The sequence below is a fragment of the Mesorhizobium sp. WSM4819 genome, assembly GCF_055811215.1.
On the sequence record NZ_JBVVQO010000047.1, the window covers coordinates 23,328 to 43,814 of the forward strand.

General features: G+C 64.2%; 12 protein-coding genes. 5 read left to right on the forward strand and 7 right to left on the reverse strand.

What is annotated here, in order from left to right:
* Window positions 1-31: 31 nt before the first annotated feature.
* The 6 genes from AC0L18_RS28935 to hutI form a co-directional block, all read right to left on the reverse strand.
* A complete protein-coding gene (locus AC0L18_RS28935) occupies window positions 32-8,590 on the reverse strand; it encodes a glycoside hydrolase family 94 protein (RefSeq protein ID WP_473495223.1) in 8,559 nt (2,852 codons plus the stop codon).
* 244 nt (window positions 8,591-8,834) lie between these two features.
* Window positions 8,835-9,425 (reverse strand): HutD/Ves family protein, encoded by a 591-nt coding sequence (locus AC0L18_RS28940; RefSeq protein ID WP_473495224.1) that lies wholly within the window; start codon window positions 9,423-9,425, stop codon window positions 8,835-8,837.
* 8 nt (window positions 9,426-9,433) lie between these two features.
* Window positions 9,434-11,104 carry a urocanate hydratase gene (gene hutU / locus AC0L18_RS28945; protein ID WP_473495226.1) on the reverse strand — a complete coding sequence of 557 codons (1,671 nt, stop codon included), beginning with the start codon at window positions 11,102-11,104 and terminating at the stop codon, window positions 9,434-9,436.
* Between the two features lie 40 nt (window positions 11,105-11,144).
* Window positions 11,145-11,963, reverse strand: coding sequence for an N-formylglutamate deformylase (gene hutG / locus AC0L18_RS28950; RefSeq protein ID WP_473495227.1), 819 nt, complete (start codon window positions 11,961-11,963; stop codon window positions 11,145-11,147).
* A gap of 86 nt (window positions 11,964-12,049) precedes the next feature.
* Entirely contained in the window at window positions 12,050-13,591 is a 1,542-nt protein-coding gene (gene hutH / locus AC0L18_RS28955; protein ID WP_473495228.1) for a histidine ammonia-lyase, read from the reverse strand.
* Window positions 13,588-14,823, reverse strand: a complete 1,236-nt coding sequence (gene hutI, locus AC0L18_RS28960; RefSeq protein ID WP_473495229.1) for an imidazolonepropionase — start codon at window positions 14,821-14,823, stop codon at window positions 13,588-13,590. The genes hutH and hutI overlap by 4 nt, the downstream gene beginning before the upstream one ends.
* A gap of 100 nt (window positions 14,824-14,923) precedes the next feature.
* Between hutI and AC0L18_RS28965 the strand changes: the two genes are divergently transcribed.
* Together AC0L18_RS28965 and hutC are read left to right on the forward strand one after the other, a co-directional pair.
* Entirely contained in the window at window positions 14,924-16,276 is a 1,353-nt protein-coding gene (locus tag AC0L18_RS28965) for a formimidoylglutamate deiminase (protein WP_473495230.1), read from the forward strand.
* On the forward strand, window positions 16,273-17,034 hold the full coding sequence (gene hutC, locus AC0L18_RS28970) for a histidine utilization repressor (RefSeq protein WP_473495231.1): 762 nt from the start codon (window positions 16,273-16,275) through the stop codon (window positions 17,032-17,034). The genes AC0L18_RS28965 and hutC overlap by 4 nt, the downstream gene beginning before the upstream one ends.
* Window positions 17,035-17,211: 177 nt before the next feature.
* Here hutC and AC0L18_RS28975 read toward each other — a convergent pair whose 3' ends face one another.
* Complete coding sequence (locus AC0L18_RS28975; RefSeq protein WP_473495232.1) at window positions 17,212-17,556, reverse strand: RidA family protein; 345 nt, start codon at window positions 17,554-17,556, stop codon at window positions 17,212-17,214.
* A gap of 223 nt (window positions 17,557-17,779) precedes the next feature.
* Between AC0L18_RS28975 and aztA the strand changes: the two genes are divergently transcribed.
* From aztA to aztC, 3 genes are read left to right on the forward strand one after another with little or no spacing between them, the layout of a single operon-like run.
* Window positions 17,780-18,592: a zinc ABC transporter ATP-binding protein AztA gene (gene aztA, locus AC0L18_RS28980; protein WP_473495233.1), complete on the forward strand. Its 813-nt coding sequence runs from the start codon at window positions 17,780-17,782 to the stop codon at window positions 18,590-18,592.
* Window positions 18,592-19,467, forward strand: a complete 876-nt coding sequence (aztB, locus tag AC0L18_RS28985; RefSeq protein WP_473495241.1) for a zinc ABC transporter permease AztB — start codon at window positions 18,592-18,594, stop codon at window positions 19,465-19,467. Before aztA ends, aztB begins: the two co-directional genes overlap by 1 nt.
* Before the next feature lie 19 nt (window positions 19,468-19,486).
* A complete protein-coding gene (gene aztC, locus AC0L18_RS28990) occupies window positions 19,487-20,407 on the forward strand; it encodes a zinc ABC transporter substrate-binding protein AztC (protein ID WP_473495234.1) in 921 nt (306 codons plus the stop codon).
* Window positions 20,408-20,487: the final 80 nt, after the last annotated feature.

Consider the following 20,487-nt stretch of genomic DNA (forward strand, 5'->3'; position numbering starts at 1 on the left):
AGATGCACAAAGACGTTCCAAATCCTTGAAGCTACGCCGGTATCCTGACGACCAGATCGGCCTTGTCGCCGGCTTTCGGTTCGAAAGACGAAGCCTTCGTCTTTTTACCATTTACCTCGAGCGAGACGGCTTTGGCCTTCTTGTCGCGGACAACCTGAACCCTGAGCTCGGCCCCCAGCACCTTGAGCGTTGCCGCATAGCCATCCCAATGGCTGGGCAGTTTCGGCCTGAACTGGATGCGCTCGCCCCTGCGCTCGATGCCGAGGATGCCTTCGACCGCCGCGCGATAAAGCCAGCCGGCCGAGCCGGTATACCAGGTCCAGCCGCCGCGGCCGCCCTTGCCTTGCCCGGCATAGACGTCCGCCGCGACGACGTAAGGCTCGACGCGGTAGTGCTCGGCAGCGGCCTCGTCGAACGCATGGTTGACCGGGTTGAGCATCGAGAAGCAGCGGTAGGCGTCGTCGACGCGCCCCATTTCGGCGAGCGCAATGACGAACCATGTCGCCGCGTGGGTATACTGGCCGCCGTTTTCACGGACACCCGGCGGGTAGCTCTTGATGTAGCCTGGGTTCTGTTCCGTCCTGGAGAAGGGCGGCGTGAAAAGCTTGACGATGTTGAGCTCGTCGTCGACGAGCATTTTCATCGCCTGCTGCATCGCCGTCGTCGATCGCGCCGGATCGCCCTCGCCCGACAGCACGCTCCACGACTGGGCAATCGAGTCGATCTTGCATTCCTGCGAGTTGCGCGACCCCAGCGGCGTGCCGTCGTCGAAGCTGCCGCGACGGTACCATTCACCGTCCCAGGCCGTGCTTTCCAGCGCCCGCTTCAGCACGCCCGCGTGTTTTGTCCAGGCTTGCGCACGCTTGGCGTCGCCTTCCGCCTTGGCGACAGCTGCAAAGTCGCCCAGCGTCTTCAGCAGGAACCAACCCAGCCAGACGCTCTCGCCCTTACCGTGCTCGCCGACACGGTTCATGCCGTCGTTCCAGTCACCGCCGAGGATCAGCGGCAGTCCGGCGGGGCTGCTGCGCTTGATGGCAAGGTCAAGTGCGCGCGCACAATGATCATAGAGTGAAGCGGTCTTCTTCGATATCTCCGGCGTGAAAAAGGCGTCGTGCTCGCCTTCTTCCAGCGACGGCCCTTCGATGAAGGGCAATTGTTCCCTGAGGATCGCGGTATCGCCGGTCACCAGCAAGTAATGTGCCGTGGCGTGGGCGAGCCAGACCACGTCGTCGGAAATCATGGTGCGGACGCCTGCCTCGGTTCGCGGCAGCCACCAATGCTGCACGTCGCCTTCGGGGAATTGCCGCCGCGCCGCGTTGAGGATCTGGTCGCGCGCCAGTTTCGGATCATGGAGAAGCAGGGCCAGCGTGTCCTGCAACTGATCGCGAAAACCAAAGGCGCCGCTCGCCTGGTAAAACGCCGAGCGGGCGCGGATGCGGCAGGCAAGGCTCTGATAGGGCAGCCAGTGGTTGACCATCGCGTTGAGCGCCCTGTCCGGCGTCTCGACCTGGATGGTGTCGAGAAACCCTCGCCAGGTGCGTTCATTGTCAGTCAGCCGCTGATCGAAATCCTTGCTGCAGTGATGCTGTACCAGCGCGCTGGCTTCCTCGGCAGAGGCTGCATCGCCGAGCAGCCAGAGCAGCGTCACGTCGCCGCCGGCAGGGATGTCGACGTCGCGTGCAATTGCCGCACAATGATCGTCGCCCGCCTCGACGCGGCCCGACAGGCTTGCGCCGCCGAGCACGGCTTGCGGGAGTTCGCTGGTGCCGTGCCGGCCAATGAACTCGCCGCGGTCGGCCGTCACCGAGTGTGCCGCGCCGTCGGCGGCCAGGAAGGCGACCCGCTCGCTGAAATCGAGCCCGTAGGGATTTTGCGCCAGCAACGCGCCCGTCGCGGCATCCCTGGACGGAACGATGGTCGCCGCCGTGCGCGAACGATGGCTGCCAAGAACCCATTCCGCATAGGCATAGACGCGCAGTCGCGCCGGCGCCGAACCGGAATTCTGGATGCGCAACCTGGAGATTTTCACCGGATCGACGGAATCCACCACATGGGTAAGGTCCATCGACAGCGGCCCGCGCTTCGAACGGAAGGTCGAAAACCCCTGCCCGTGCCATGTTTCGTAGGTCATGGCGGGATCGCGGACGACGGCGGCCAGCGGCGAGAACGCCCGGCCGCTGGCATGGTCGTAGATATAGATGCCCTCGCCTGGCCGGTTGGTGACCGGGTCGTTCGCCCACGGCGTCAGTTGATAGTCGCGGCTGTTTCGGCTCCAGGTGAAGGCAGCGCCTTCAGCCGAAACGTGGAAACCAAACGAGGCGTTGGAGACGACGTTGATCCAGGGCTGCGGCGTCGTGCGGCGGCCAGCAAGGCGCACGACATAGTGGCGTCCGTCGCCCTCGAAACCGCCAAAACCGTTCCACTGGTTGAGCCCGCTGCCGTCGGCACTGCCGTCGAACGAGGCTTGGGCCCACGTCTGTGGCGCCGGCGGAGACGGTTCACGAAGCGCTGCTGCACCCGCCGGCTGCAAGGCGTCCCGCGCTTGCAGCGCAGCGGCCTCGGCGCGCTCGATCTGATCGAAGATAGTGCCGTTGCGCGTGTGCAGAACGACGCGAGCAGTGGCCAGCAGCGTCTTGTAGGTCGCCTCGTCCATGAGGTCGCGGCGCACCGCGAAGATGTGCTGGCGGGGTCCTAGCTCCTTGCCGCGCAGGCGGCTGTTTTCGCACAGCGTCTCGACCGCCCGTTGCAGGTCCTGCACGTAGGACGAAGCCTGCTCGTTGATGACGACAAAGTCGATCATCATACCTCGGGCGCGCATGTATTCCTGGAAGCGGAGCGCCTGGGCAACGATTTCGAGATCGGCGACATCGCCGATCCTGACCAGGAAAATCGGAAAGTCGCCGGATATGCTGGTCGGCCATAGGCCCGATTGCCTACCGAGCCCGGAAGCGATCGATTCGGCCGGAAGCCGCAGGAACGGATCCGGATAGATCAGGTAGCGCGCCAGATTCTGCACATTGGCGGCATCGGCAAGGCTGAGACCGAGATGCCGGGTCTGCACCTGTGAGCGGGTCCAGGCGAGCATCGCCTGGCGCGCGAAGGCTTCCGGATGATCAAGCCGCGCAATGGCTTCTTCGAGTTCGGCACGGTTGGCGCCGACGGCAGTCCAGAAGGTCAGCGCTATCTTCTTGTTGGCCGGCACGCGCACCTGTCGGCGAAGTGCCGCGACCGGATCCAGCGTGAAGCCGGAATGGCCGCCAAGCTTGGCGCCGGGATCGAATGCGGCGGCCTCGGTAATGGTGCGGCCGCGGCCTATGAAGGCGCGCCGGTCGGTTTCGGCCTCGGCGTCGCGCGTCGACCCAGACGGGTCGGTGACGAAATGCACCATGGCGACATCAGGCTCGTCCGTTTCCCGCTTACGTCTGGTGGCGAAGATCGCTGCGTTATTCGCAGCGATTTCGGTTTCCACGAACATTTTCGAGAACGCCGGATGCGCGTTGTCGGATGCTTCGGAGCCCAGCACCAGTTCAGCGAACGAGGTCACTTCGATATGCCGGTCGACCGGGCCGTCATTGTAGAGCGTCACCCGCCGGCCTTCGCCATTTCCTTCCGAAATGACGATGCATTCGACCTCCGAACGCAGTGATCCCACTGACTTGACGAAGCTCGCCTTGTCGTCGGAGAACAGCGTCCGTACCTCTTCGTGGGTGGCACGCTTCGGCTCCGCGGTGGCCGACCACCAGTCGCCGGTGCCGGAGTCGCGCAGGAAGATGTAGGAGCCAAGCCGATCCTCGGTCGGGTCCGGCTGCCAGCGCGTGACGGCAAGCTCGCCCCAGCGACTATAGCCGGAGCCGGTCGCGGTAACCATGACCGAGTAGCGGCCATTGGACATGACGCTGGTCGAACGCAGCGCCTTGAGCGGGTTGAGCACGATGCGCGTATCGGGGCTTTCGGCTTCCGTTTCGTCCTTCGACCGTTCGTCGGCCTCGGTCCTGACGGTGGCGGTCGGGATGTCGCGCGGCGCTCTTTCCTGCAGCAGCAACTCGGCCGACTCGATCACCGGATCGCTGTGGAAGCGGTCGCGCAGGCGTCCTTCGAAGATGGCGTCGGCGACGGCGGCGATCGACATGCCGGAATGGTGGGCCATGTAGTTCAGCACGACGACATGGTCGGTGCCCTCCGGCACGCGTTGCGGCGTGAAATCGACCGCATCGTAGAAGCCGTGCCGGCCAAGGGCGCCGAGCCGCCGCAGCCTGGCCAGGTTCTGCACCGATTCACGCGGGGTGAACTGCGCCGCCAGCACGGTCGCATAAGGGGCAATCACCGTGTTCTGGCCGAGACCTCGCTTCAGGCCCAGCCCGGGCACGCCGAAATTGGTGTACTGGTAGGTCAGTTCGCGATCGCGGGCGTTGTAGGCCGCTTCCGAAATGCCCCAGGGCACGTCCTTCGAGCGGCCGTACTGGATCTGGCGCTTGATGATGAGCTTGCTGGTCTGGTTGAGGATGCTGCCTTGCGGCTCCTTCATCACCAGCGGCGGCATCAAATACTCGAACATCGAGCCGGACCAGGACATCAGCGCGCCCTTGAACCCGATCTCGACGATCGGCCGGCCGAGGTGGAACCAGTGCTCCGTCGGCAGATCGCCCTTGGCTATGGCGAACAGGCTGGTCAGCCGCGCCTCGGAAGCCAGCAGGTCGTAACAGCTTTCGTCGAGCTGATGCTCCTCGACCCGGTAGCCGATCGACAGAAGCTTGCGTTCCTTGCGCATGAGGAAGGAGAAATCCATCTCGAAGGCAAAGCGGCGCGTACGCTCGCGCAACGACAGAAGCTTGGCCCGCAGCGCCTCGACGGCAGTGTCGTCGCTATGCGCGTCATGGACATGCGCTTCGCAGGTGGCTTCCAGTCTCGCCGCCCAGTCGGCGATGGTGTCGCTCTGCGTCGATGCGGCCTCAGTATGGATGGCGATGGCGAGCTTGCGGATCTCGCCGGCCAGAACGGCCAGGTTGATGGTGCGGATCGACGCCATCTCGGGCTGTGCCTTGATCGATTCGACCGCACGTCGCATGCCATCGAGGCGATCGGCAAGTCGCTGGCGCAACGGCCGCAACTGACGGCGGTCGTCAGGCAACTCCGCCAGGCTTTCGTCGAGGATCGTCACCGTATCGAGGATACCCTCGAAGTCGCCCTGAAGGTGGACTGCAGGCGCTTCCGCCCATTCGGCACAGGCTGCCGCCACCGCCACCAGATGGCCGGCGAGATTGCCGCTATCGACGGCGGAAATGTACAGCGGATAGAGCGGCTTCAGCGTCGTCGTGTCATACCAGTTGAAGAGATGGCCGCGCTCACGCGGCATGCTCTCGATCGTCGACATTGTCGCGTCGATGCGGGTGGCGGCGTCGGACAGGCTGATCCAGCCGAAATCGCGCGCCGAAACCACTGACAGGAGATAGACGCCGATATTGGTCGGCGAGGTGCGGGGGGCCACGACAGGCGCCGGGCTTTCCTGGAAATTGTCGGGCGGCAGATTGTGATGCTCGGCCGTCACGAAGGTCTCGAAATAATGCCATGTGCGCCGCGCAATCGTGCGCAGCACATGGATGTCCGCCGCCGATATGCGCAAACGGTCCTCGGTTTCGGCCGAGCGGCTGATAAAGAAGGCGAAGGCCGGCGAGCCGATCCAGAACAGCGCGAAGAAGAAGGCGACGAAAGCTCCGGTGGAATCGGCCACAACAGGGATGGCGAGGCCGACGACGCCGACGATCACAGCACCGTACATCATGCCGTAATAGGAGCCGAGATCGTTGTCGCCGATCTTGTGAGCCTGCGAGGCAGTGCGCCATTCGAGCAGGTTCTTCCGGCTGACGAACAGGCGGTAGAGCGTGCGAATGATGGCATCGCCCATCATCCAGGCCAGATGCGCCATCAGCACGATCTTCAGAGCCACCAGGGCGGTGCCGAAGACGACGTCGCGCGCCAGCGCCGAGAAATGACCGCGCGGCGTCTGGTCGCCGCTTTTCGGCAGAATGGCGTGGACGATGTCGAACGTCGGCGCCATGAAAAGTGTGAGGATCAGCAGCGCCTGCCATTGCGCGGCCTGGGTGAAGGGCAGCAGCGTCCAGCCGGCGATCGCGGCCATCACCCAGAAGATCGGCGTCAGCGACCGGCGCAGATTGTCGACCATCTTCCAGCGCGACAGCGCCGGCACGCCCGAACGCGGATTGAGAATGAAGCCCAGAAGCTGCCAGTCGCCCCGCGCCCAGCGATGGTGGCGCGACGCGTCGACCGAATAGCGGGTCGGATAGTCCTCGACCAGTTCGACGTCGGTGACCAGTGCCGCGCGCGCCAACGCGCCTTCGAGCAGATCGTGGCTAAGCACGGTGTTTTCTTCGATGCGGCCCTTCAGCGCCGCCTCGAAGGAGTCGACGTGATAGAGCCCCTTGCCGGTGAAGGAGCCGTCGCCGAAGACGTCCTGGTAGATGTCCGACACGGCAAATACGTAGGGATCGAGGCCGCGATTGGCAGAAAAGACCCGCTGGAAGAAGGATGCGTCGTCGCCGCTGGTCAGCGACGCGGTGATGCGCGGCTGCAGGATGGTATAGCCGGCGGTGACGACGCGCTTTGCCGCATCGTAATGCGGGCGGTTGAGCGGATGGCAAAGCTTTCCAGCCAAACTGGCGACGGCATCGCGGGTGGTGCGCGTATCGGCATCCAGCGTCATCACATGGATGACGTTTTCGGGCAACGGCACGTCCAGCGGCAGAAAGGTGGTGTCGCTGTCGCCACGCAGCAGAAGATTCAGTTCGTGGAGCTTGCCGCGCTTGCGTTCCCAGCCCATCCAGGCGCCCTGGGATTCATTGTAGAGCCGCCGGCGGTGCAGGACGTAGAAACGCGGCGCGCCTTCGCTGGGATAGCGGGCGTTCAGCCGCGCGATCTCGTCGCGAGCATATTGGAGGATCTCGATATCCGCCGCATCGATTTCGGTTTTGCTGTCCGGCCAGTCCGAAAGCAGAGCGAAATGGATTTCGTCCGCCGTGTTGGCCAGGTGGTGCACTTCGATGTTGCGGATGTTCTCCTCGACGTCGTCGCGCGAGCCGATCAGCGACGGCACCACCACCAGCGTGCGCGCCTCGGGCGGCATGCCGCGTTTATAGTCGTAGCCGACGAGGCGCGTCGGCTTTAGGAACAACGATACGACGGTGTTGAAGAAGGCAAGCGCGCCTTCGCTGGCCGGCACGGCAAACAGCGCCAGCATCAGGACGATCGACGGTATGGACAGGCCGAGACTGGCAAGGGCGTTGCCGGAGAGGACAAGAAGCAGCACCGTCAGCGCGAACACCGGCACGACAATGCCCAGCCATCCGGTCTTGCGGAACGCCCGTTTGATCGTGACGCTGACCGTCGGCCGATAGCCGATCGCCTTTTCCAGTTCCAGCCGGCGCGGGCCGACCAGAAAGAACCCGACGTCGGCGTGAGCGGTCGGACCGGTGACGGTGGTATCGGCGACAGCGGCATGGCCGGCGAGTTCGATCGCTTTTTCAGCAACGCGGAATTCGGAACGATCGGAGCGGCGCGCCATTTCCTCGATCGCGGTCCGGTACTGGTCGCGCGAGAAGAAATCGAGTGCGGCGAAATCGGTGCGCTCGCGCAGCAAGGTATCGATGCGGCTGACATCTTCGAACCAAACCGTCCAGTCGATATCGTTGATGAGCCTGAGGCCGCGGATGATGTTGCCGGTGGTCACGTTGCCGCTGGACAACGTGCGATGTTCGCTGATGATGATTTCCTCGGCATCGGAGCCGGACCTTTCAAGCTCGCCCTCCAGCCATTCCAGCGCCCTGCCGGCATTTTGCGACCCGTCGCGCAGACGGTAGAGCAATTGAGTGGCAAAGGTGGTGTCTTGTGCATGGGCGACGTAGTTCGAAAGGATCGCCTGACGGTCGGCGGTTTCATCGAGTGCCAGCACGCGGTCTGCGACCTCGTTGGCAATCTGGCGCATCTGCCGGGTACGACTGACCCGAACCGCGATCCGGCGAAGATTTTCGATCAGAACGAAGCGCAGCAGCGATGGCAGCGCCCAGAGCTCGCCGATCTTCAGCGGCTCGACGGCCTGAAAGCCTTCGACGATCGCCTTGAACATGGTCGCCGAGACCGAACTGTCCGAATGGGCGACATAGGTCCAGGCCAGCGCAAGGGCGCGCGGCACGCTGGCGCCGTCGGACAGTTTCAGGGTCGGCAACTGACGATAGAAGCGGCGTGGCAGGTCACGCTTGACCTGGAAGATGGTTTCCTCGACCAGATAATTGTTGTCGAGCAGCCATTGCGCCGCCGGCGTGATCGTCTCGCCTCTCGCCTGCGCGGCATTGGTCGAACGGTAGACTTCGAGGATCTTGCTGGCGCTGTCGCGGACGCGTGGCTGGAAATCGAACGGCTCCAGGCCGAACAGATCCTTGACGTCACCCTTGGCGAGGCTTGTACCCAGCGTGCGCAGGCGCTCTTCCGGCAGGAAATTGGAGCGTATCGGCTCTTCCGTGATGGCCGGAAAGCTCGCGCTCGTCTTTTCCAATTGGGTGGGGTCTGTCTGTATATTCATTGAAAATTCCGCATGGGGGACGCGTTAGCGGCGTCACCGCCACGGCAATGTCCCTAGAACCGATTGAAATGGATTGGTTGCATCGAAACAAGGGCCGAAAGTTTTATTTTCGCACCAGACCTGCAGACGAACCACCTCCCTCCCGCCGGGAGTTGATCGACGGAAGGATTCAGGCTTTTTCGTGATCTGGGCTTGAGCTTACGGCATATTTCGCCGGTGTTGTGATCATGTTTCGAAACAGGCGTTAATCGTTTGCCGCAACGCGATCGATGCGGATCACGAACAGCGTCGCTGGTCGCGCAGGCTCGACGCGCTGTGACAGAGCGTCGTCCGGCCCGAGCAACAGCGCGTCGCGCGGTCCGATGCGGACAAGCGCCGCGCCGGCCACCGTGACCTCGCCGTCAACACACAGGATGAGGGTCGCATCGGCGGCTGACTGGATGTCCGTCGGAGCTGAAATGACCAGGCGATCGACGGCATGAGTCATCCGTCCACGCCGCATCATGACGTTGAGATCGGTGATCGGACCGGCGATCAGCGCCGCTTGCGTCGGCACATCGGCCGCAAAGGAAAGCGGGGCGGACGTTTTGGTCAGCGTAGCCGCCGGGCGGCCGGCGATCTCAAGGATGATCCCCTCGCCTTCCAGCACGGCCAAGCTTCGGTCCACTCCGGCAAACTCGGAGAATGGCCCGCCGCTTTCGACGCGCGCCATGGAGACGCGCCAGTCGAAATCGTCGAGCGCAGCACCTGCGGGCGAGACGGCGATTTCAGTCGTCACCCCGCCGCCGTTCTTCCACGGCATGGACCGGTATTCGGCTGCCCGCAGGATGCGCAAGACGCGGTTCAGCCGAGGATGCCTGGCAGGTTGAGCTGGTGCTCCCTGGCGCAGTCGATGGCGAGATCATAGCCGGCATCGGCGTGGCGCATGACGCCGGTTGCGGGGTCGTTCCATAGCACCCGCTCCAGGCGTTTGGCCGCTTCGCGTGTGCCGTCGGCGACGATGACCATGCCGGCATGTTGCGAAAACCCCATGCCGACGCCGCCGCCATGATGCAGCGATACCCAGGTTGCGCCGGACGCGGTGTTGAGCAGCGCATTGAGCAGCGGCCAGTCGGACACGGCGTCGGAGCCGTCCTTCATCGATTCCGTCTCGCGGTTGGGCGAGGCGACCGAGCCTGAATCGAGATGATCGCGGCCGATGACCACCGGCGCCTTGAGCTCGCCTTTCGCCACCATCTCGTTGAAGGCGAGGCCGAGCCGGTGGCGGTCGCCGAGACCAACCCAGCAGATGCGCGCCGGCAGACCCTGGAAGGCGATGCGCTCACGCGCCATGTCGAGCCAGTTGTGCAGGTGGGTGTTGCCGGGCGTCAGCTCGCGCACCTTGGCGTCGGTCTTGTAGATGTCCTCGGCATCGCCGGAGAGGGCTGCCCAGCGAAACGGACCGATGCCGCGACAAAACAGTGGCCGGATATAGGCCGGCACGAAACCCGGGAAGGCAAAGGCATTATCGAGCCCTTCCTCCTTCGCCACCTGGCGGATGTTATTGCCATAGTCGAGCGTCGGCACGCCGGCATTCCAGAACGCCACCATCGCCTCGACATGTACGCGCATCGACGCGCGCGCCGCCTTTTCGACCGCCTTCGGGTCGCTGGTGCGCTTCTCGCGCCATTCGGCGAGCGACCAGCCCTTGGGCAGATAGCCGTTGAGCGGATCATGCGCCGACGTCTGGTCGGTGACCAGGTCGGGGCGCACGCCACGCCGCACCAGTTCCGGCACGATGTCTGCGGTGTTGCCGACCAGGCCGACCGATTTCGCCTCGCCGGCCCTGGTCCAGCGCTCGATCTTTTCCAGCGCCTCGTCGAGCGTGTCGGCGCGTTCGTCGACATAGCGAGTGCGCAGCCGGAAATCGATGCGGTCGGGATCGCATTCGACCGCCAGGCAGCAGGCGCCGGCCATGACCGCGGCCAGCGGCTGGGCGCCGCCCATGCCGCCGAGGCCGCCGGTCAGGATCCATTTGCCCCTGAGGTTGCCGTCGTAATGCTGGCGGCCAGCCTCGACAAAGGTCTCGTAGGTGCCCTGCACGATGCCTTGGGTGCCGATGTAGATCCACGAGCCGGCCGTCATCTGGCCGTACATCATCAGGCCCTTCTTATCGAGCTCGTTGAATTTCTCCCATGTCGCCCAGTGCGGCACGAGGTTGGAATTGGCGATCAGCACGCGCGGCGCATCGGTGTGGGTACGAAACACGCCGACCGGCTTGCCCGACTGCACCAGCAGCGTCTCGTCGTCTCCAAGCGTCTTCAGAGAGGCGACGATGCGATAAAAGTCGTTCCAGGTGCGGGCCGCTCGGCCGATGCCGCCATAGACGACCAGTTCGTTGGGGTTTTCGGCGACGTCGGGATCGAGATTGTTCATCAGCATGCGCAACGGCGCTTCAGTCAGCCATGTGCGGGCATTGAGCTCGCTGCCGCGCGGGCTGCGGACTTCGCGGATGTTGTGGCGAGGATCGGTCATGGCGTCACTTTTCCTTTCGAATGAGCTGCGCGGCGATGCGTCAGCGCCCGGCCCAGGCAATCGCGCTTTCCAGGATCCGCTTCAGCGTGGCGCGGATCGGCGCGGCGAATGCCGGGTCGTGAGGCACCGGCCAATTGTCGGGCGTACCTTTGCCCTCGGGCTCGCGCATATAGCCGCGGTTGGACAGTTCCATCTGCAACGCATGAACGCCGTTTTGCGGCTGGCCGAATTGGCGCGTGATCCAGCCGCCTTTGAAGCGGCCGTTGACGACAAAACTCTCGCCGGTCTCGGCGAGGATCTGGCCGACCATTGCCTGCAAGCCCGGATCGGCGCTTTTGCCGTCATTGGTGCCAAGGTTGAACACCGGCAACGTGCCCTCGAACAGCCGCGGCAGCACCGAGCGGATCGAGTGGCAGTCATAGACCACGATCTTCTGGTGCAGGGCGCGCAGCCTGCCGATCTCGGCCTGCATGGCGGCATGGTAAGGCACAAAGTACTTTTCGCGGCGCTCATCGACCTCTGACGGTCCAGGCTCCTCACCCTCGCGATAGAGCGGATCGCCATCGAAGGTCTCGGTCGGGCACAGGCCGGTGGTTGCCTGGCCGGGATAGAGTGAGACGCCGGAGGGGTCGCGATTGACGTCGATGACGGTGCGCGAGATCGCGGTATGCACCACCGTCGCGCCGAGGTCTTCGGCAAACTCATACAGCTTGTCGATCCACCAGTCGGCGTCGCGGCGGCCGAGCCAAGGCGACACCAGCCGGTTCTCGAGGCCGGTGAGATCGATGCCGGTGTGCGGGATCGAGACCAGCAGCGGGGCGGTGCCGGGCGTTACGGTGAGCCAGGAGGGTAAAGTCATGAGAAATCCTCCGGCGACGGCGCTCTACGGCGCCCCCCTCTGTCCTGCCAGCGTGTTCATACCGGCTCCATAGGCGAAACAATCCATTACAGCACTCCCGTCACCGGGGGCAGCGCCACGCCATCCACCGCCTCGATCATTCGCCCATCTCGCACCATGGCGATGACCTTTTCCATGTCGGGATGGAAATGCCGGTCATTGTCGAGATGCGGCACTTCGGCCCTGACCAGTCTGCGCACCGCTTCGAGCGGCGCACTCGATGCCAGCGGCGCATGGAAATCGCAGCCTTGCGTGGCGGCTAGCAATTCGATTCCGATGACGGCCGTCGCATTCTCGATCATGCCGATCAGCCGGCGCGCGCCATGTGCCGCCATCGAGACGTGGTCTTCCTGATTGGCCGAGGTCGGGATCGAATCGACACTGGCCGGATAGGCCTTTTGCTTGTTTTCCGAGACGAGTGCCGCCGCCGTCACTTGCGGGATCATGAAGCCGGAATTCAAGCCTGGCTTCGGGGTCAGGAAGGCCGGCATGCCCGACAGCGCCGGATCGACCAGCATCGCGATGCGCCGTTCCGACAGCGAGCCGATCTCGCAGACGGCGAGCGCGATCATGTCGGCGGCGAAGGCGACTGGCTCGGCGTGGAAATTGCCACCGGAAAGTGCTGTGTCGTCCTCGGCGAAGATCAGCGGATTGTCGGTGACGCCGTTGGCCTCGGTGCCCAGCGTGCCGGCGGCCTGGCGCAGCACGCTGAGCGCTGCACCCATCACCTGCGGCTGGCAGCGCAAGCAGTACGGGTCCTGCACGCGTTCGTCTCCGACCCGGTGCGATTCACGGATGGCACTGCCGGCCATCAGGTTGCGCAGCGCCTCTGCCGTCTCGATCTGGCCAGGATGCCTCCTGAGCAGGTGGATGCGCGGATCGAAGGGAGCGTCGGAACCCTTGGCGGCATCGGTCGAGAGCGCACCGGCGACCAGCGCCGACTGGTAGAGCACTTCGGCGTCGAACAAGGCGGCCAACGCATAGGCGGTCGAAAACTGTGTGCCGTTGAGCAGCGCCAACCCTTCCTTGGCGCCAAGAGTGACCGGCTCCAGCCCGTGCGAGACAAAGGCGACCTTGGCCGGGAACCGGCCATGCGGGGTAAAACATTCGCCGACGCCGATCATCACGGCCGTCATGTGCGACAGTGGCGCAAGGTCGCCGGATGCGCCGACCGAGCCTTGCGCCGGCACCACCGGAATGACGTCGTTGGCGAGCATCGCTTCGAGCAGCTCAATGGTCTGCGGCCGCACGCCGGAGGCGCCCTGCGCCAAGCTGGCCAGCTTCAGTGCCATCATCAGCCGGCAAACAGCGACCGGCATCGGTTCGCCGACGCCGGCGGCATGCGACAGCACGATGTTGCGTTGCAGCGTCTCGAGATCGGCGGCGGGGATACGGACGCTGGCCAATTTGCCGAAACCGGTGTTGATGCCATAGACCGGCTCACCCTTGGCGACGATGCGTGCAACGGCCTCGGCGCTGGCCTTGATCTTTGGCCAGCAGGCCGCGTCCAGCTTCGGCATCGCGCCACGATAGATTTCGCGCCAGTCGGCCAGCGTCGTGTTGCCCGGCTTGAGTTTGAGTTCACTCATTGTCCCCTCCAGATGCGGGCATGAAGCGGGTTGAAGCCCATGCGGTAGACGAGCTCGGCCGGGCGCTCGATGTCCCAGATCGCCAGGTCGGCCGATTTCCCAGCCTCCAGCGTGCCGGTTCGTCCGAGCAGTCCGAGCGCGCGGGCGGCCTCGCGGGTGACACCGGCAAGGCATTCGTCAACAGTCAGACCAAACAAAGTCGCCGCCATGTTCATGGTCAGCAGCAGCGAGGTCAGCGGCGAGGTGCCGGGATTGCAGTCGGTGGCGACCGCCATTGTGACGCCGTACTGGCGAAACAGGCCGATCGGCGGCTTCTTGATCTCACGGATGAAATAGTAGGCGCCGGGCAGGATCGTCGCCACGGTCCCGGCCCTCGCCATCGCCGCCGCACCCGCCTCGTCAGTGTATTCGAGATGGTCGGCCGACAGGGCGCCATAGCGCGCCGCAAGTTCTGCGCCGTGCAGGTTGGACAATTGGTCGGCGTGGAGTTTTACCGGCAGGCCTGCTGCTTTCGCCGCGTCGAACACGCGAGAAATCTGCTCGGGCGAAAAGGCGATGCCTTCGCAAAAACCATCGACCGCGTCGGCCAGGTCCTCGGCAGTGATGGCCGGCAAAATTTCGTTTGCGACCAGATCGATAAAAGCGTCCTTGTCGGCTTTCGCTTCAGGCGGCAGGGCATGCGCGCCGAGGAAGCTCGTTGTTACCGTTACTGGACGGTTTTCGCCCAAGAGCCGCGCGGCGCGCAGCGATTTCTTCTCGTTTTCGAGATCGAGCCCGTAGCCCGACTTGACCTCGATGGTGGTGAGGCCTTCAGCGATGAGCGCGTCGAGGCGCGGCAGTGACTGCGCAACCAATTCCTGCTGGCTGGCAGCGCGCAGCGCCTTGACCGACGAGACGATGCCGCCGCCGGCCCTGGTGACCTCTTCATAGGTGGCGCCGGCCAGCCGCATCTCGAATTCGTTGGCGCGATTGCCGGCGTGGACCAGATGAGTATGGCAGTCGATCAGGCCGGGTGTGATCCAGCGGCCTTCGCAATCGACATTCTTGGCGTTCTGGCTGAACGCTGCCGGCAGGTCGGCTTCCGGGCCGGCATAGACGATCAGGCCATCGCGCGCGGCGATCGCGCCGTCTTCTACGATACCCAGTCCGGCGGCGCTGTCGGCCATGGTCGCCAGTCGCGCATTGCGCCAGAGGCGGATCTCCCCTGCCCGGCTTTTGCTCTCTCCAGCCATCATCTTTTCCGTTTCAATCAGCCGCGGTTATGTATATACATATTGAAACGCACTGCAAGTGGTATCATTGCACGGGACACTGGGAATCGGAGAGAAAAACGTGACTGCGATCTTTGCGGAACAGGCGCTTCTGCCCGACGGCTGGCATTCCAATGCCCGGATCGTCGTCAGTGATGGCCACATCGCCACGGTCGAGCCGAACACCGCATCCCAGCCCGGCGACGAACGCCATGCCATTCTGCTGCCAGGCATGCCGAACCTGCACAGCCACGCCTTCCAGCGCGGCATGGCCGGTCTAGCCGAGCTGCGCGGCCCTTCAGCCGACAGCTTCTGGAGCTGGCGCGAGGTGATGTATTGCTTCGCGCTGTCGATGACGCCGGATCAGGTCGAGGCGGTCGCCGCGCAGCTCTATGTCGAGATGCTGGAGGCTGGGTTCTCACGCGTCGGCGAGTTTCACTATCTGCATCACGACCGCGACGGCCAGCCCTACGCCAACGTCGCCGAAATGGCCGACCGCATCACCGCCGCGGCTGCCGACACCGGCATCGGGCTGACGCTGCTGCCGGTCTTCTATGCACATTCCTCTTTCGGCGGCGCAGCGCCGAACGGAGGCCAGCGGCGATTCATCAACGATATGAATCGGTTCTCGCGGCTTGTTGAGAAATGTCACGAAACCGTTCGCACCTTGAATCACGCGGTCGTTGGCATCGCCCCGCACAGTCTGCGCGCCGTGACACCGGAGCAGTTGGAATACATCGCGACAATGGCACCCGGCGGACCGATCCACATCCACATTGCCGAGCAAGTGAAGGAGGTCGAGGACTGCCTTGCCTGGTCCAGGGCGCGACCGGTCGAATGGCTGCTCGCCAATGCCAGGGTCGACAGTCGCTGGTGCCTGATCCACGCCACCCACATGACCGAGACCGAGACGGCGGCCATGGCGAAAAGCGGAGCAATCGCCGGCCTCTGCCCGATCACCGAGGCCAATCTCGGCGACGGCACCTTTGCAGCACCTTTGTTCAAACAGCATGGCGGCCGCTTCGGCGTCGGCTCCGACTCCAACGTGCTGATCGGCCTGCCGGACGAATTGCGGCAGCTCGAATATTCGCAGCGCCTCGCCCACCGTGCCCGCAACCTGCTGGCGGTCGCCGGCGGTTCGACCGGGCGCGCACTGTTCGATGCCGCGCTCGACGGCGGCAGCGCAGCGCTCGGCGCAAGTCCCTCGCGGATCGCCGCTGGCGCCCCAGCCGATTTCATCTCGCTCGATGGCAAGCACCCGTCGCTTGCCGGCAAGACGGGCGATGCAGTGCTCGACACCTGGATCTTCGCCAACGGTTCCAAGGTCGATTGTGTCTGGGTGCATGGCAAGAAACTCGTTAGCAGTGGCAGGCATGCAAGGCGCGATTCTATTGCCGAGCGTTTTCGCAAGGTGATGACGGCGCTTTCGCCATGAGCATGATCCAGACAATGGAGGCGGACGTCGGGGATGCGGACGGCGGCGAGCCCCTCTCGCTGCATCAACGCATCCTGTCCGACATCAGCGAACGAATCCTGTCCGGCGCCTGGGCGCCCGGCTACCGCATCCCGTTCGAGCACGAACTGACGGCCGAGTACAAATGTTCGCGCATGACGGTGAACAAGGCGCTGTCGCAGCTTGCCAAGGCGGGGCTGATAGAGCGCCGCCGCCGCTCTGGCAGCTTTGTCCGGCGGCCGAAGTCGCAAGCCGCGGTGTTGGAAATCCATGACATCAGGATCGAGGTCGAGGCGCTCGGCCTGTCCTATGGCTACGAGCGTGTGGCGCGACATAAAAGGCGCAGCAGCGCCGAGGATCGCGCCTTGCTGGAACTCGACTCCAACGGGCCGGTGCTGGCGCTGGAATGCAGGCATTTCGCTGGCAAGCGGCCGTTCGCCCACGAACAGCGGCTGATCAACCTGGCCGCTGTGGCCGAGGCTGCCAACGAGGAATTTTTTGCCGTCGCGCCTGGGCCGTGGCTGATCGCCCGCGTGCCATGGAGTGCCGCCGAGCACCGCATCCGCGCCGTCGCCGCCGACAGACACATTGCGACCGCACTCGAAATCGAGTCCGGCGCCCCCTGCCTGGTGGTCGAGCGACGGACATGGAGCGCCGAGCACCCGGTCACCCATGTCCGTTTCACCTATGCGGCCGACAGCCACACGCTGGTCGCGCGGTTCACGCCGTCGCAGGGGTAACCCTCCCCCTCGAGGGCCCCTCGAGGGGAGGGTCGGCGAGCAGTCGGAGCGCAGCGGAGATTGCGAGACGGGGTGGGGTCGGCGAAGTTGCACCACCCCACCCCGCGTCACTAAATGCCGCCATGCGGCATTTGCTCCGCGACCCTCCCCTCAAGGGGGAGGGTTAAGAGCCGCATCTCAAATCGCTGCAGTAATAATAATCTCGACCAGATATTCCGGCCCGGCAAGCTTGGCCTCGCCGGTGGCGCGGGCCGGGGTATGGCCCTGTGGCACCCACTTGTCCCATTCCGTGTTCATCTCGGCAAAGGTGCTCATGTCGGCCAGCCAGATGATCGCCTGCAGGATCTTGGTCTTGTCGGTGCCGGCCTTGGCCAGCAATTCGTCGATGGCCGCCAGGATGTCCCTGGTCTGGGTGCCGACGTTTCCGCCCGGTTCGCCGACCTGACCAGCCAGATAGACGGTGTTGCCGTGGATGACGATCTGGCTCATGCGTGGGCCAACATCGATGCGACGAATGCTCATTGGACGTTTCCTTCCTTTGTGGGTCGCGCCTCTTTAGAGTCGCGGTTCGCTGGGGGCAAGGTTGCATGAGCGAATCCTCTTGAGCCAGCAGGCGTGGGGCGAAAATAGGCACACGCAAATTGCTCCGGTCGCCGCAATTCCGCCGGATTAACTTGTTGACTAATGTAATAACATCACATATCCACCGCCGCTGCCGTATTAGTCGTGTCCCACGGATCGTCACATGACCAAAACCTGCCTGACATTCCGCGACCTGACGCTGGGCTACAACAGCCATCCGGCGATCCATCATCTCGATGGCACGATCCGCCGCGGGTCGCTGACTGCCGTCGTCGGCGCCAATGGCTCGGGCAAGTCGACCCTGATGAAGGGTATCGTCGGCGTGTTGAAACCGATGGCCGGCACGGTTGTCCGGGCGCCCGGCGTGCGCGCAGCTTATCTGCCGCAACAGTCGGAACTCGACCGCTCCTTTCCCGCCCGGGTCGTTGATCTGGTTTCGCTCGGCCTGTGGCCACGGCGCGGGCTGCTCGGCCGCTACACCAGGGAAGATCGCGATTCGGTCAGCCAGGCGCTGATGGCCGTCGGCCTCGGCGGCTTCGAGAAACGCCCGATCGACACGCTGTCGGGCGGCCAGCTGCAGCGCACGCTGTTCGCCCGCGTGCTGCTGCAGGACGCCGATCTCATTCTGCTCGACGAACCGTTCAACGCCGTCGATACCAAGACCGTCGGCGACCTGATCGCACTGATCAAGTGCTGGCATGGCGAGGAACGTACGATCCTGGTTGTCGTCCACGATCTGGAACTGGTGCGCCAGAATTTCCCCGAGACGCTGCTGCTGGCGCGCCAGCCAATCGCCTGGGGCGAAACCAGGGAAACGCTGCGGCCGGAAAACCTGTTGCGCGCGCGCCGCTTCCACGAAGCCTGGGAGGAGAACGCGCCCTGGTGCGAGCCCGACAAGCACGGTGATCACGGGCACGACCCTGGGCACAACCATGCGCACGACCATCATCACGGCTCCGGGCCGCGGGCCGCATGATGGACACGCTCTACGGTCTTTTCATCGCTCCGTTCGCCGAATTCGCCTTCATGCAGCGGGCGCTTGCCGGCTCGCTGATGCTGTCGCTCGGCGCCTGCCCGGTCGGCGTGTTCCTGATGCTGCGGCGCATGAGCCTTTCCGGCGACGCCATGGCCCACGCCATCCTGCCGGGTGCTGCCGCCGGGTTCCTGTTTTATGGGCTGGAAATCCTGCCGATGACCATCGGCGGGCTGATTGCCGGCATCATCGTCGCGCTCGGCGCCGGCGCCGTCTCGCGCTTCACCATCCAGCGCGAGGACGCTTCGATGGCGGCCTTCTACCTGATTTCGCTGGCGATCGGCGTGCTGATGGTGTCGATCCGCGGCTCCAGCGTCGATCTCATGCACGTGCTGTTCGGCACCGTGCTTGCGCTCAACAATGAAGCGCTGACGCTGATCGGCGGCATCGTGCTGGTCACGCTGGTCAGCCTCGCCATCTTCTGGCGGGCGCTCGTCGCCGAATGTCTCGACCCGCTGTTCCTGCGTTCGGTCAGCCGGCTGGGCAGCCCGGTGCATTTCATCTTCCTCGGCCTCGTCGTGCTCAACCTGGTCGGCGGCTTCCAGGCGCTCGGCACGCTGCTATCGGTCGGGCTGATGATGCTGCCTGCGGCTGCCGCCCGCTTCTGGACCATGCGCGTCGAGCCGATGTGCGTGCTGGCGGTGCTGATCGGCTTTGCCTCTTGCGTCGCCGGGCTGCTTTTGTCCTACCACGTGTCGCTGCCTTCCGGTCCGGCCATCATCCTGTCGACCGGCGTCGTCTATTTTGCCTCGATCCTGTTCGGCACGCGCGGCATCCTGCGCGCCCGCATTATCCATCACCGCCACAGAACCGCCTGATCCCAAAGGAGTGCTGTCCATGCTGAAATCGATCCGCGCCGCCCTGGCAGTGGGCGTTATGACATTGTCAGCCTTTGGCGCGTCGTCGGCCCTCGCGGAGCCGTTGAAAGTGGTCGCCAGCTTCACGATCATTGCCGATTTCGCCAAAAATGTCGGCGGCGACCGGATCAATCTGACCACCATCGTCGGGCCGGATGGCGATGCCCATGTCTACGAGCCGAGCCCGGCTGACGCGGTGGCGATGGCGGGTGCGGATGTGGTGCTGGTCAACGGCCTGCATTTCGAAGGCTTCTTGCAGCGCCTGGTCGACGCCAGCGCCACCAAGGCGACGATCGCCGTTTTGACCATGGGCGTCACGCCGATCAACTTCAAACCCGAATTCGCCGATGCCGATGCCGCTGAAGGCGAAGATACCGATCCGCATGCCTTCCAATCGGTCGCCAATGCCAAGATCTATGTGAAGAACATCGCCGACGCCTTCTGCACCGCCGACGCTGGGGGTTGCGACAGCTACAAGGCCAATGCCGCCGCCTATACCAAGAAACTCGACGCGCTTGAGGGCGAAGTGCAGACGGCGATCCAGTCGATCCCGAAGGAGAAACGCGTCGTCATCACCTCGCATGACGCCTTCGGCTATTTCGAGAAGGCCTATGGCCTCACCTTCCTGGCGCCCGAAGGGGTCTCGACCGAGTCGGAGCCGTCCGCTGCCGACGTCGCCAAGCTGGTCAGCCAGGTGAAGCAGGACAAGGCGGCGGCGGTCTTCATCGAGAACATCAGCAACGCGCGGCTGATCGAGCAGATCGCCAGCGAGACCGGCACCAAGGTTGGCGGCACGCTTTATTCGGATGCGCTGTCGCAGCTCGACGGCCCGGCCTCGACCTATATCGACCTGATGCACAACAACATCGCCCAGATCAAAGGCGCGATCCTCGGAAGCTGATGCCTTCCTGGCCAGCCGGGCCGCGTCGGCTCGGTTGGATTCTCCGTCGAAAATAACTATCTGCGCAGTGGGATTGCATT